The organism is Gynuella sunshinyii YC6258, from assembly GCF_000940805.1.
Lineage (GTDB): Bacteria > Pseudomonadota > Gammaproteobacteria > Pseudomonadales > Natronospirillaceae > Gynuella > Gynuella sunshinyii.
Window position 1 is genome coordinate 1868427 of record NZ_CP007142.1, and the last position, 13949, is coordinate 1882375.

General features: G+C 50.1%; 13 protein-coding genes. 9 read left to right on the plus strand and 4 right to left on the minus strand.

Annotated features, from left to right (window positions below; genetic code table 11):
- Window positions 1-3: 3 nt before the first annotated feature.
- Window positions 4-1095: a tRNA 2-selenouridine(34) synthase MnmH gene (gene mnmH, locus YC6258_RS08300; RefSeq protein WP_044616586.1), complete on the minus strand. Its 1092-nt coding sequence runs from the start codon at window positions 1093-1095 to the stop codon at window positions 4-6.
- Window positions 1092-2120 carry a selenide, water dikinase SelD gene (gene selD / locus YC6258_RS08305; protein ID WP_281176364.1) on the minus strand — a complete coding sequence of 343 codons (1029 nt, stop codon included), beginning with the start codon at window positions 2118-2120 and terminating at the stop codon, window positions 1092-1094. The genes mnmH and selD overlap by 4 nt, the downstream gene beginning before the upstream one ends.
- 1397 nt (window positions 2121-3517) lie before the next feature.
- Between selD and YC6258_RS08315 the strand changes: the two genes are divergently transcribed.
- Window positions 3518-5446 (plus strand): methyl-accepting chemotaxis protein, encoded by a 1929-nt coding sequence (locus YC6258_RS08315; RefSeq protein ID WP_044616589.1) that lies wholly within the window; start codon window positions 3518-3520, stop codon window positions 5444-5446.
- 21 nt (window positions 5447-5467) lie between these two features.
- On the opposite strand, the gene YC6258_RS08320 is transcribed toward YC6258_RS08315, so the two are convergent.
- Together YC6258_RS08320 and YC6258_RS08325 are read right to left on the minus strand one after the other, a co-directional pair.
- Window positions 5468-5908 carry a DUF6691 family protein gene (locus YC6258_RS08320; RefSeq protein ID WP_044616590.1) on the minus strand — a complete coding sequence of 147 codons (441 nt, stop codon included), beginning with the start codon at window positions 5906-5908 and terminating at the stop codon, window positions 5468-5470.
- 14 nt (window positions 5909-5922) lie between these two features.
- Entirely contained in the window at window positions 5923-6315 is a 393-nt protein-coding gene (locus YC6258_RS08325) for a YeeE/YedE family protein (protein WP_044616591.1), read from the minus strand.
- Between the two features lie 578 nt (window positions 6316-6893).
- Here YC6258_RS08325 and nifH point away from each other — a divergent pair.
- From nifH to YC6258_RS08365, 8 genes are all read left to right on the plus strand, one after another.
- Window positions 6894-7772 (plus strand): nitrogenase iron protein, encoded by an 879-nt coding sequence (nifH, locus tag YC6258_RS08330; RefSeq protein WP_044616592.1) that lies wholly within the window; start codon window positions 6894-6896, stop codon window positions 7770-7772.
- 157 nt (window positions 7773-7929) lie between these two features.
- Window positions 7930-9411 (plus strand): nitrogenase molybdenum-iron protein alpha chain, encoded by a 1482-nt coding sequence (gene nifD / locus YC6258_RS08335; protein ID WP_044616593.1) that lies wholly within the window; start codon window positions 7930-7932, stop codon window positions 9409-9411.
- Window positions 9412-9517: 106 nt separating this feature from the next.
- Window positions 9518-11089, plus strand: a complete 1572-nt coding sequence (nifK, locus tag YC6258_RS08340) for a nitrogenase molybdenum-iron protein subunit beta (RefSeq protein WP_044616594.1) — start codon at window positions 9518-9520, stop codon at window positions 11087-11089.
- Between the two features lie 69 nt (window positions 11090-11158).
- Window positions 11159-11383 (plus strand): putative nitrogen fixation protein NifT, encoded by a 225-nt coding sequence (gene nifT / locus YC6258_RS08345; RefSeq protein WP_044616595.1) that lies wholly within the window; start codon window positions 11159-11161, stop codon window positions 11381-11383.
- Window positions 11380-12069: a NifB/NifX family molybdenum-iron cluster-binding protein gene (locus YC6258_RS08350; protein WP_044616596.1), complete on the plus strand. Its 690-nt coding sequence runs from the start codon at window positions 11380-11382 to the stop codon at window positions 12067-12069. The genes nifT and YC6258_RS08350 overlap by 4 nt, the downstream gene beginning before the upstream one ends.
- The gene (locus YC6258_RS08355) at window positions 12066-12335 is read left to right on the plus strand and encodes a hypothetical protein (protein ID WP_044616597.1); all 270 of its coding nucleotides are present in this window, start codon (window positions 12066-12068) and stop codon (window positions 12333-12335) included. The genes YC6258_RS08350 and YC6258_RS08355 overlap by 4 nt, the downstream gene beginning before the upstream one ends.
- A 3-nt stretch (window positions 12336-12338) precedes the next feature.
- Window positions 12339-13127, plus strand: coding sequence for a 4Fe4S-binding leucine-rich repeat protein (locus tag YC6258_RS08360; protein WP_211264656.1), 789 nt, complete (start codon window positions 12339-12341; stop codon window positions 13125-13127).
- A gap of 189 nt (window positions 13128-13316) precedes the next feature.
- Complete coding sequence (locus YC6258_RS08365; protein WP_044616598.1) at window positions 13317-13946, plus strand: HAD-IA family hydrolase; 630 nt, start codon at window positions 13317-13319, stop codon at window positions 13944-13946.
- Window positions 13947-13949: the final 3 nt, after the last annotated feature.

Sequence of the window (13949 nt, forward strand, 5' to 3'; positions counted from 1 at the left end):
ACCTTAGTGAGTGAGCAGGTAATTTTTAATGTCAGTGGCCGTTCCGCGGAACTCCACCGGTCCTTGTTTTTGCGACAGCTGATAATCGTACATGGGGTCGTAGTAATCCCTTAACAGAATGCGGATCCACTCCCGGTGCAGCGAGTCATCACCCTGTTGCTGTTGTTTCAATGCCTGTTCCAGAATCGCGCTCAGCTCCTGATAACGTAAGCCGCCCAATCTGCGACGAATTTTGAACAGCGAAGTGGTGAGGTCTTCGGCAAATGCCGTAAAGCCTTCCTCAGCCCCTCTGGCCTGTTGCCATTCCGCCAGCTTATTCAGGATGTAGTTGCGGAAACTGTGTTCGACCCGTTGTTCCAGCGTACTCTCGACAATAATCAGTGGGGCCTCAGCCATGCGCCGGCGCAGTGTTTCCGGCAGGGCACAGCGACCGATCAGCCGGCTTTCGTCCTCCAGCAGAATGGTGGCACCAGGGTATTGATGGTCCTGCCGCAGCAGCGCAATGGCCAGCCGGTTTTCAAAGTCGATCTGTGATGGCTGGCCGGCCGGGCGTTTACCAAATGTACTGCCGCGGTGATGGGCGAGACCTTCAAGATCGATACTGCCCGGAACCGCTGTCAGGAGGTCGGTCTTGGCACAGCCGGTATGGCCGGCCAGTATACGAAAACGAGTGTTACTGACAATGCGTTCCTGAGTATCGATCAGAAATCGTCGCAACGCCTTATAGCCTCCTTTGATCCTTGGATAATCACAGCCGGCCTGTTGCAGCCATTGTTGCACGATCTGGCTGCGTAAGCCTCCCCGCCAGCAATACAGGTAGCCATCCGGATGAGCACGGGCGAATTCGAGCCAGCGCTGAATGCGTTCTTCTTTCAGTGTGCCGCTGACCAGTTGATGGCCCAGTTCAATAGCTTTTTGTTGACCTTGCTGTTTATAGCAGGTGCCGACTTTGGCCCGTTCGTTGTCCGTCATCAGTGGCAGGCTGACCGTGTGCGGGAAGGCGCCTTTCAGAAATTCTCCCGGCGCGCGGGTGTCCATCATCGGGGTGTCGTGCAGAAAAATGGCGGCATAGTCATCAGTATCCGGACGACTCATGCAATAACCTCGATGCGATAATCGTCGCGGGCATTGACCAGCTCGCCGATGCATTCGGCGTATACACCGGCATCTGTCAGCAGTTTTTCCAACGCTGACGCCTGGTCAGGCTGAACCGCGATCAGCAGTCCGCCGCTGGTCTGGGGGTCGCAGAACAGGGCCCGCTGTTCGTCAGACAATGGCGCAATTTTGTGACCATAGGAATCAAAATTGCGGACAGTACCTCCGGGCAGACAGCCAAGAGCGATGTAGTCCCGTACCGGTGGCAGCAGGGGAATGCTACTCTCCTGCAGTACGGCGTTTACACCACTGCCTTCACACACTTCCAGCAAATGGCCCATCAGGCCAAAGCCGGTCACATCGGTAATGGCTTCCACACCATCCAGCTGTGATACCTGAGCACCGACAGAGTTCATCATGCACATAACATCACGGGCCAGAAATTCATGTTCTGGCCGCAGCTTTTTCTGTTTCTGGGCGGTGGTCAGTATGCCTACGCCCAGGGGTTTGGTCAGGTAGAGCCGGCAGCCCGGCGTAGCGGTGTTGTTCTGTTTCAGCTGGTCTTTGGCGACGATGCCGGTGACGGCGAGGCCAAAAATGGGTTCCGGGGAATCAATACTGTGACCACCCGCCAATAGAATTCCGGCTTCTGCACAGGCCTGCCGTCCGCCGTCCACGACCTGCTGTGCCACTTCGGGAGCCAGCACATTGACCGGCCAGCCCAGAATGGCGATGGCCATTAAAGGCTTTCCACCCATGGCAAAGATATCGCTGATGGCGTTGGTGGCGGCGATACGGCCAAAATCAAATGGATCGTCGGCGATCGGCATAAAAAAATCCGTAGTACTCAGGATCACCTGACCATTGCCAAGATCGTAGGCTGCCGCATCGTCTTTGCTGCTGTTACCCACGAGCAGCCTGGCATCTGTCGGGATCTGTAACGATGAGGCCAGAATACTGTCGAGTATTTTGGGGGAAATCTTACAGCCGCAGCCGGCGCCATGGCTGTATTCCGTTAATTTGATATTGGATGTGGAAGCCTGTTGTTGCACTGTGAATTCCTGCCTGGGTGAAAAATACCCGCATGATACGGCCAGCTTGTCAGAATGGCGAGTACGACGAAGATTCAGCAGAGGATAGACCGGTACTGACCTAACTATTCAAGTGGTTCAGAGCAATCTGTTCGAATAATGAGAGGCCAGTCTCTCCTCTGGGCGTGTGACTTGTCAGCCCTCAGACTTTGCTGCTATTAGCACTTTATATGATGACAGCAGTGAAGATGGGCAAGATTGAGACACCATGCCATGTCAGAAGATCCAGTGTCCGTTACTGCGAACGCTCAAAAACAGACTGCCGTGATCCAATATTCGCAATCATTACTCATACCGGTTTCAGGTCGTTTGGATTGAATGGAATTTTCCATATTCCTGTTTTTTGATATCCCCGTATTGGTTTTCAGAAACCCTGATTCGGCAATTCCTGTACCAGTCCCATACTTCAATAGCTGTTTTTTGCGATGGCCCGAAGATTTTTCCACTTAGGGAAAAATGACGCGTTTTTGTCTGATGTGGTGCCAGATTTATGTTCACTGATAAGTATCTGGTTACGAAATTTTTCAACGAAAATATTGATATGCGTGGTGGTTCTATTGATTTTTATAAATGTTGTTAAATATCCAAAAAGACTATTGTTTTCCGTACTTTATAAATTATAAATTCCAAGAATGATCAGCTTGCTTTCTGGCTTTTCCGAATAACCCGTTGCTATGAGGTGAATAAGGGGCAATAAATAGATCGTGTATGATCGTTCTATTTAATGTGCTGAATCCGGGAATATATGGATAAGTCCGTAAAATATGGAAAAATGCGACAAATAAACGCATCACTCAGGATGATAGGTGGGTCAGCATCTTCTTTAGCCCTGTATTTTGAGACATACGGTTTTCAATGTGGCCGGTAATGAACGGATGTAGGATTTATGTCTGTTTTGCTTTAGTTGTCCAAAAACATTGGTTTTCCGGCTCAAACGATTTCAGAAAGTTCACAATGCCCGGCCATTTGTATGGAATTTAAGATCAATATTTATGATTAGGGAATGTTCTGAAGTCCGGCATAAACATCGAAATAGAAACGGAATTTTCTGTATTTCAAAAAAAACGAAACCCTTCTGGTTTGTCAATCTTTAGCTGTATTAAAGGTAGTGTTTTTGTCGAAACCTGCAAACAAGGATATTACGGAAAAAAAATGGGGAGAACTCTGATCGGAGGAAACCCGGCAAACGGTGCGATGAATGCTGTTATTGAGGAATCGCTTAAGTAATCGAATGATGTGATGTTGTTTGCACATCAAAGTAATGCATACCCCAACATTTTGACTCAGTCTTATGAAGGGATGATTTTGATCTTTATTAACAGGAGTAATGAATGAAGTATCTGACTCTCTCGCAAAAGTTACTGTTTGGAGTCATTGTTCCCATAATACTTGCGTTTGGCATTTTAACGACGGTCATTGGATTTCAGCTGGACTCTTCGCTGACCAGCATGCATGAAGAGGCTGCAAGCAATAACGTGGAGTCTCGTTCGTCGGAAATTTCCCGTTGGCTCACCGGTTATATGAATTGGCTCAGTAGTCTGGCCAATAGTGAGTCCCTCAGGTATTCCATGTCCAATGAGGAGCGGTCAGACTGGCTGAAGCGTTATGTAATCAATGATCCGGCGATTGACGTTTTGCTTTTTGCCGATAGAGATGGCATGACCATTACGCAAAAGGGCCCCACACCTTTGGATGTCAGTGATCGGGAATATTTTCAGGAACTTCTCAGTGGCCGTAGCCGCAGTGGCATTATTTCCCAGCCCATGATTTCCAAAGCCACCGGTCATCCGGTATCCGTTGTCGCTGTGCCGGTGATTGAAAATAACCGGACAATAGGAGTGCTCGCTGTCGCGTTGACACTGGAAGAGCTGTCCAAGGTCGCCAATCAACTGGCGGCGAATCCGGGGGCCGGTGAATTTGGGTGGGTTGTAGATGCCGATGGTGTTGCGGTGGCACATCCTGATAAAACCATGCGGATGAAACTGAATATCACCAAAGGTGATCAAAACGGATTTCTTGGCATGACCGCACTGAGCCGGGAAGTGCTCAGTGGCCGTAGCGGCATAGGAAGTTACTTACGTCCGGACGGCGAAAAGTTCGTTATGATTTTTGCGCCAATTGAAGTCAGCCCCGGATGGGTGATCGGTTTGTCCGTGCCGGCCAAAAATTTTACCAAAACAACCTACGCTATTCTGCGAAACATTATTACCCTGATGGTTCTGGCATTTATTGCTCTGGTGATTGTATTGATTGGGATTTCGGGGATGATCGTCAAACCGATTCGACGGGTAGTCAATATGCTGAAGGATATTGCCGAAGGTGAGGGGGATCTGACCCAGCGACTACCAGTGGAAGGCAAAGATGAACAGGCGCAGCTGGCGGATGGTTTTAATCGGTTTGCCGACCGTATTCATCAATTGATGCTGCAAGTTGCGAGAACCAGCGAACAATTGAATGACAGTGCCGCACGATTGCAAACCGGTTGCAATGAAATGTCAGACAACGTACATAAACAACAATCCGAAGTGGATCAGATTGCCGCTGCCATGAATGAGATGGAAAGTACGGTCCGTGAAGTGGCCTCTCACGCACAGACAGCGTCGACTGCCGCGCAAGAAGGTAACGCACAGGCGCGCGAAGGTTCAATGAGAGTTGGCCGGGTACGGGAAGTCATCATTGAACAGGCCGAATTGATTCGCAGTAGTGCGGATGAAGTGTCGGCATTGCAACAGTCAGGCGCACAGATCGGTCAGGTGATGGAAGTGATTCGCGGCATCGCCGAACAAACCAATCTGTTGGCCCTTAATGCCGCCATTGAAGCCGCCCGTGCAGGTAACGCCGGTCGTGGTTTTGCCGTAGTGTCTGATGAGGTTCGACAACTGGCTGGACGAACCCATGAATCCACACAACAGATTCAGCAAACGGTTGAAGCTTTACAGGAACATATCTCCCGTGCTGTCAGTGTTATGCATACCAGTTCGGAGCGTTCCAGACAAAGTGTTGAAGAAGCAGAAGCTGCACACGAGGCGCTGCAGGCCATTTCCATTGCCATTGACAATATAGAAGGCATGAATCTGCAGATCGCAGCCGCCACTGAACAACAGGGAGCGACTGCAGCAGAGTTGAGCCGCAATCTCGAACACATCGTGGATGTGAGCAATACTACTCTGCGGCATACGGTCAATGCATCAGACAATATCGGCCAGTTGTTTGCTCAGGCCGATGAACTGCGTGGTGTCGTGGGCCGCTTCAGACTCTGATGATCATAACGGGTGGTTGCCTTATTTTGCCGGGCCGATCAAATGATGGGCGAGGCGATTACCCGCTATCATGGCAATCAGAAAACCGTACACCGGCCATTGAAAACTAGCCAGGTCCACCAGTACCGGGCCTGGACAAAGTCCTATCAGTCCCCAGCCGATTCCAAATAATGTCGCTCCGGCTAACAGCCTTAGTGAAATTCCATTCAGACTGGGCATATGAAAAATGTCATGCAGCCAGGGAGCTTTTAAGGTTCGGCTGTAGCGAAAGGCGAGTCCGAATATGATTACGGCGGGAATCATCACGGCAATCAGTTGTGGTTGCCATGCTCCCAGAATATCCAGAAAACCACGAATCTTGCCGGGATTGTTCATGCCGGAAATCAGCAGGCCAAGACCGAATACAACACCACTGATCAATGGAACTGAAATCCTCGCAAACAGCCTGTCTGAGTGTGTCATCAATACATACTCCTCTAACCGGTGATAGCGACAGTAATCATTCCCATCATGATAAACACAATGGTAGAGACGATGGATCTGCCCGACAGCCGGCCGACACCACAGATACTATGACCACTGGTACAACCATTGCCAATGTATGCTCCGGCGCCAACCAACAGCCCCGCGCACAACAGAACCAGGATATTGTCGTTAATTTGAATGTTAATTTGACCGCCCGAAAACCGGTAGACTGGGTTGGCCATGATGATGCCGATCAAAAACCAGATGACCCAATGATAACGCTGTACATGTAATGTAAATAACGAAGAGATGATGCCGCTCATACCACTGATTCGGCCAATACCGAGCCATAGCAATGCAGCGGATATACCGATTAATGAACCACCTGCCATTTCGCTGATCATTTAGTTTGTTCCTTAGACTGTAATATTTATATTAGATAAAACTAAACAACTAATGAGATGTTTTCACACGAGCAGAATAACGTCCATCCTTCATTAGTTGGGATGACGTGACAGGGGGCTGGAGTATCCGGATGCATATTTTTAGCTCGGTAATCTTGTTCACTGGAGTGGCTGTCTGATCAGGCTTTGAGCCTTGGAGCGGTGATAGACACAAACCTGCTTTGGCTGCATTCCATGTCGCCGGTTTTCATACTGGTGGCCGTAATATCCGGCAATATGGTGAGTTTCTGTCAGTCGCTGTCTGTCATGTCGGTTTGTCACCATTGCAACACGACTTAAGGTGGCATTGTCATGAAGAAGGCATACATCGTGATGTGTTTGCTCTGATAAAAACCCATAAAAATCAATGAACTATCAGATTCTGGTGTGCTGGCACATTGTCTGCACCGGTGTTGTTGTCCTGTATGGCCCGAAGCTGCCGCCTACATGTTTTGTTCGTATGGTAAGTGGCTTCCAGGCATTTTTCTAACCCTGCTTTCATGATGGGAGCAGGGACCGACAACAGAGGAGATTCCAAAATGGGACTACGTCAATGTGCAATTTATGGTAAGGGCGGTATTGGTAAGTCCACCACCACTCAAAACCTGGTTGCCGCGTTAGCAGAGGCCGGTAAGAAAGTCATGATCGTTGGTTGTGACCCGAAAGCCGATTCGACTCGACTGATACTGCATTCCAAAGCTCAGAATACCATTATGGAGATGGCGGCCGAAGCGGGCACTGTAGAAGATCTCGAACTTGAAGATGTATTAAAAAGCGGTTACGGCAATGTGAAGTGCGTCGAATCCGGTGGTCCTGAGCCAGGTGTCGGATGTGCCGGTCGTGGTGTGATCACTGCCATCAACTTCCTGGAAGAGGAAGGTGCTTACGAAGAGGATCTGGACTTCGTTTTCTATGACGTACTGGGTGATGTGGTGTGTGGTGGTTTTGCCATGCCTATTCGTGAAAACAAGGCTCAGGAAATTTATATCGTTTGTTCCGGTGAAATGATGGCGATGTACGCAGCCAACAACATTTCAAAAGGTATCGTTAAGTACGCCAACTCTGGTGGTGTACGTCTGGCCGGATTGATTTGTAATTCACGTAACACTGATCGTGAAGATGAACTGATTGAAGCACTGGCTGCCAAACTCGGTACCCAGATGATTCATTTTGTGCCCCGCGACAATGTCGTACAACGTGCGGAAATTCGCCGTATGACAGTGATCGAGTACGATCCAAAAGCCGGTCAGGCGGACGAATATCGGGCTTTGGCCAACAAGATCATCGAAAACAAAGTGTTTGTCATACCTAATCCTTTGACCATGGATGAGCTGGAAGAGCTTCTGATGGAGTTCGGCATTATGGACGAAGAGGACGAAAGCATCATTGGAAAAACAGCTACCGAGCTGGAAGCCTGATATAGATGCAAAAATGTCCGGTATTGAGAGCGCCGGACAGGGGATGTTTCAGCACATTTTGTGAAACACATTCAAAACGGGATAGGGCGGATTAGCCCTATCAGGACGGAATAATTGATATTTCGACTCCCTGTTACCCAGTTATAGGAGACAGATCATGGCTGGCATGACTCGTGAAGAAACCGAAGCTTTGATTCAGGAAGTATTGGAAGTTTACCCTGAGAAAGCACAGAAAGACCGCGCCAAGCACTTGAGTCCGAATGACCCTGAGCTTGAACAGTCAAAAAAATGTATTACTTCCAATAAAAAATCCCTTCCAGGTGTAATGACCATTCGTGGTTGTGCTTATGCCGGGTCCAAAGGTGTGGTCTGGGGACCGATCAAGGATATGATTCATATTTCCCATGGCCCCGTCGGTTGCGGACAATATTCCCGCGCTGGACGCCGTAATTATTATATCGGCACCACCGGAGTGAATACCTTCGTGACCATGAACTTCACCTCTGATTTCCAGGAAAAGGACATCGTATTCGGCGGTGATAAGAAGCTCGATAAACTGATTGATGAAATAGAAATGCTGTTCCCGTTGAACAAAGGGATTTCGATTCAGTCAGAATGTCCGATTGGCTTGATCGGTGATGATATCGAAGCGGTCGCCAAGAAGAAAAACGCCGAAACCGGCAAAACGGTTGTACCGGTTCGTTGTGAAGGATTTCGAGGCGTTTCCCAGTCTCTCGGTCACCACATTGCGAATGATGCCATTCGCGACTGGGCGTTGAGCAAACGCGACGATGATAACAGCTTTGCCACTACACCTTACGATGTCGCCATCATTGGTGATTACAACATCGGTGGTGATGCCTGGTCTTCCCGTATTCTGCTCGAAGAAATGGGTTTGCGAGTGGTTGCGCAGTGGTCCGGTGACGGCACTATTTCTGAAATGGAACTGACACCGAAAGTCAAACTGAATCTGGTGCACTGTTACCGCTCAATGAACTACATCTCCCGTCATATGGAAGAGAAGTACGGTATCCCATGGCTGGAATACAACTTCTTCGGCCCGACCAAAACCATAGAGTCGCTGCGCAAAATTGCCGCTCAGTTTGATGAGAGCATTCAGCAGAAGTGCGAGGAAGTGATCGAGAAGTACAAGCCGGAATGGGAAGCGGTGGTGGCCAAGTATCGTCCGCGTCTTGAAGGCAAGCGGGTGATGCTGTACGTGGGTGGTTTGCGTCCACGCCATGTGATCGGGGCTTATGAGGATCTCGGCATGGAAGTGGTGGGTACCGGATATGAGTTCGGTCACAACGATGACTATGACCGCACCCTCAAGGAAATGGGCAGCGCAACGCTGTTGTATGACGACGTCACCGGTTACGAGTTCGAGGAATTCGTTAAGAAGGTCAAACCGGATCTGATCGGTTCCGGTATCAAAGAGAAATATATCTTCCAGAAAATGGGGGTGCCGTTCAGACAAATGCACTCCTGGGATTATTCCGGTCCTTATCATGGCTTTGATGGTTTTGCCATTTTTGCCAAGGATATGGATATGACTCTGAATAATCCATGCTGGAAAAAGCTGGAAGCGCCCTGGAAGAAAACCGAAGTGGAAGACACTCTGGAAGCGGCGACTGCCTGATCGATGATGTCACAGTGATTGTAAAACGGGCATTGCTGCGGCAATGCCTGCCCCGAAAAATTGATAACCGTCAGTCCACAGATTAGTGGCGCGGGAGGGTAAAAACATGAGTCAGAAAGTTGAAGATATCAAACCCAGCTATCCGTTGTTCCGTGAGCAGGAGTACGTCGATCTGCTGGCCAGCAAGCGTGAACAGTTTGAAGAAGCACATCCTCAGGAAAAAATTGAGGAAGTCTTTCAGTGGACTACGACTGAAGAATACAAGGAGCTTAACTTTCAGCGTCAGGCATTAACCGTCAACCCGGCCAAAGCCTGTCAGCCTCTGGGCGCCGTATTGTGTTCTCTGGGATTTGAAAAAACCCTGCCTTACGTGCATGGCAGTCAGGGGTGTGTCGCTTATTTCCGTACTTATTTTAACCGTCATTTTAAAGAACCGGTGGCCTGTGTATCCGATTCCATGACTGAAGATGCAGCGGTATTTGGCGGTCAAAGTAACATGAAGGATGGTCTGGAAAATGCCAAGGCCATGTACAAGCCGGAGATGATTGCCGTTTCTACCACTTGTATGGCTGAAGTGATAGGTGATGACCTCAATGCGTTCATTAGCAACTCCAAGAATGAAGGCCATATTCCCAAAGAGTTTCCAACACCGTTTGCCCATACCCCCAGTTTTGTTGGCAGTCATACCACCGGCTGGGACAATATGTTTGAAGGGATTGCCCGATACTTTACCCTCAACTATATGGAAGACAAGGAAGTGGGCAGCAATGGCAAGTTGAATATCGTGCCTGGGTTTGAAACTTATCTGGGTAACTATCGAGTGATCAGACGGATGATGTCGGACATGGGGGTTTCCCTGTCGCTGTTGTCTGATCCGTCAGAAGTGTTGGATACGCCTGCCGATGGTCAGTACCGGATGTATGAAGGTGGTACCACTCTGGATGAAATGAAAGACGCGCCGAATGCATTCAATACGATTTTTCTGCAGCCCTGGCAGTCTGACAAGTCCAAAAAGTTTGTGACCAATACCTGGCATCATGAAGTGCCCAAACTGAGTATTCCCATGGGCCTTGAATGGACGGATGAGTTCCTGATGAAGGTTTCAGAGATAACCGGTCAGGATATTCCTGATGTGCTGGCGATTGAACGCGGACGACTGGTAGACATGATGACGGACTCCCATACCTGGTTGCATGGCAAGAAGTATGCACTTTGGGGTGATCCTGATTTTGTCATGGGCATGAGCAAGTTTCTGCTGGAGCTGGGGGCCGAGCCAACGCATATCCTGGCCAATAATGCCAACAAGCGCTGGAAAAAAGCCATGGATGAAATCCTGGCGGAATCTCCATACGGCAAAGACTGCGAAGTCCATATCGGTAAGGATCTCTGGCACATGCGCTCATTGGTATTTACCAATAAGCCTGATTTCATGATCGGCAACTCCTACGGTAAATTTATCCAGCGCGATACCTTGCACAAGGGTAAAGAGCATGAAGTGCCATTGATTCGCATCGGCTTCCCGATCTTCGATCGCCATCACCTGCACCGTCAAACCACACTTGGCTATGAAGGTGCCATGCAGATGTTGACGACATTGGTTAATGCCGTACTGGAACGTCTGGATGATGAAACCCGCGGCATGCAAACCACTGACTACAACTACGATCTGGTTCGTTGATTCGTAGTCACATGCTTAAAAGGGGGCAGGCTGAGGTTTGCCCCCTCATTCTTGCCTGGGAGTTTGATCATGCCGAACGTCATACTGCGTAATAATGAAAATGGCCAGTTAACCTGTTATGTGGCCAAGAAAGATCTTGAAGATGTGATTGTTGCCATGGAATTTGAAGGGCCGGGCAGCTGGGGAGGAGAGTTCGAGCTGGCGGATGGCAGTAAGTACTATTTTGAGCCCATGGCCGAAATGCCCCGTTTGCCGGTTACGGTACGCGCCAGGCGTGCAGGAGGTGACTCATGAGCGAAGAAGCCATTGCCCATGAAGCTGCGCTGCGGATTGCGCTGGCGGCGCGGGAGATTCCCGAAGGTGATGTCGCAACACTGTTAAAGGCGCTTATTTCTCTGGTGGGCGAACCACTGACCACCAGTAAGCTGGCAAAAGTCCGGGTGAACCGGCTGCAACAGGCGAGTGACGCATTTGCCGATATCGATACCCAATATTTAAAAAAAGCGGTGCGGTTTTTAAAAGGCCTGGATATGGATCTTGAGGGTCATGCCGGGCTGCCGCCGGTTGAACCTTATCAGGAAGGCGATATGCCGGGATCGATCCGGATTGCCATGTGTTCCAATACCGGTGACCAGATTGATGGTCATTTCGGTTCCTGCCGGTATTTTATGATTTATCAGATTTCGGCCGAACAAAGTCGCCTGATTGCCATTCGTAGTGCAGACCAGGAACCGGAAGGTGAAGATAAGAATGAATATCGGGCGGCGGCGATTGCTGATTGTCAGGTGCTGTACACCATGTCGATCGGTGGCCCGGCGGCTGCCAAAGTCATCAAGACCGGATTGTTCCCGATAAAATTTCCCAAAAGCGGTGCGGTGACAGAGCAGGCCGAACGATTACGTTTGGTACTGGCCGGATCACCGCCACCATGGCTGGCAAAAATCATGGCGCAAACCCAGTCGGAGGCCTGTCTGTCATGATCACGGAGCAACAACTGGATGATGTGGTTGCGTATGTGGCCGGGGCGGGTTTGTCTGAGGCGACCATTGCCACCCTCAAACAGACGTATCCTGACTGGCATTACACCTATGCCTTTGATGACGACATGGGTCACGCCCGACCGGTTCGTGAGCGTGATGATTTTAATGTCTATCTGGTGAATGCCAGCGACCATTGTGCTCAGTTGACCACTCAGCCTGAACATGCCTCGGGGGTTGTTTTTGCCGAAATCGGAGAGGAATGGTAAGTCGTGAGTCGTGCAGAGAGTCATCAGATACGGTTGGAGTCTGATTCGGAATCCGTCGACTGTTCAACGTGTCGGCACCGGCAGGCGTTGTTAACGGAAGATCACTGTCAGCCCGGAGATCGTTGCGTTATGTCTGTTAGCGGTCGACAGATTGAGCGCTTCTTCCGCGCGAATCCTGAACAGGCGGTTGGCTATTTGACGGATATTTTCTGGCAGCGGCGGGCATTGGCGGCACGGTATGCTCCGGTTGAATATCTGAAGCATATGTTTGCCGATCCCGATGAGGCCGTCCGCAGGACGGTGGCTTATCGGTTACCGAAATATCAGTTGCTGGCAATGATCGATGATCCCGACCGTGAGGTCAGAATCACGGTGGCAGACCGGATTGCCATCGATCAGGTGGAGCGACTGGTGGCCGACAGTGATTATCTGGTTCGGGCTTACGTGGCTCAACGTCTGCCAACCGGTCGATTGTTCCGGTTAATCCGCGATCCGGACCGGCAGGTACGCAAAGTAGTGGCCCAACGACTGCCGGCGGAAAGCCTGGTATTGATGGCCCATGACCCTGAACCGGAAGTTCGCCGCGTCATTGCCAGTCGTCTGATGCCGCAACAGCTGACCTTGTTCACTCATGACGAAGACTGGACAGTGCGACTGGAAGTGGCGGTCAGGGCACCGCTGGCGGTGGTTCAAACATTGCAGGATGATCCGGATGAAGAAGTCCGACTCATGGTCAGTCAACGACTGTCTGCCATTGGATCCATCGCCGGGGCCGCGTCGGAAAGGCCCTGATCTGAACATTCGGTGAGCCGCTGTGATGTGCTGGACGTTCGCCGGCCTCCAGTCATTGCCTGCTGGCCAACAGGCCGGCTCCTGATCTCCGTTTTCAATCCCGGTTCGTCGAAAACTCTGGCCTTGTTTTTCTGATCATCAATATGTTATTAACCGGCAGTTCCTGAGTTGGCATATGGTGGAGGTCTGATGACGAGCTGTCTTCTGTTTGATTGTGACGGCACCCTGGTGGATAGTGAGCGGTTGTGTAATCTCGGGCTGGTCATTCAATTTGCCCAACTGGGCGTGACGTTGGATGTCGACGAATTGGTGGTTCGTTATCGCGGCTGGAAGCTGGACCGTACTCTGGCAGCCATTGCCGGACAATATGGGCTCACCCTGGATGATGACTTTATTCCGTCTTATCGCGCCGTGGTTGCGGAGTTGTTCGAATCAGAACTACAACCTATCGATGGCATTGTCGCCACGCTGGAGCAGTTACCTTATCCCAAGGCGGTGGTGTCCAGTGGACCACCCCAAAAAATAGCCCAGTCATTGCGGCTGTGTGGCCTGGCGGATTATTTCGGCGACAATATTTTCAGTTCCTATGAACTGGGTATCTGGAAACCGGACCCGGGGATCTATCAGGCGGCGGCCCGGGAAATGGGCCATGATATTGCCGCGTGTGCCGTGATTGATGATGCGCCGGTAGGTGTCGAGGCTGGTTTCCGGGCAGGTGCCAGAACGTTTTTCTTTAATCGATTTGATGAATCCTGCGAGTTTGATGAGGTTACATCATTTAAGGATATGACCCTGTTGCCAGAACTCATTCGACGCTGATCG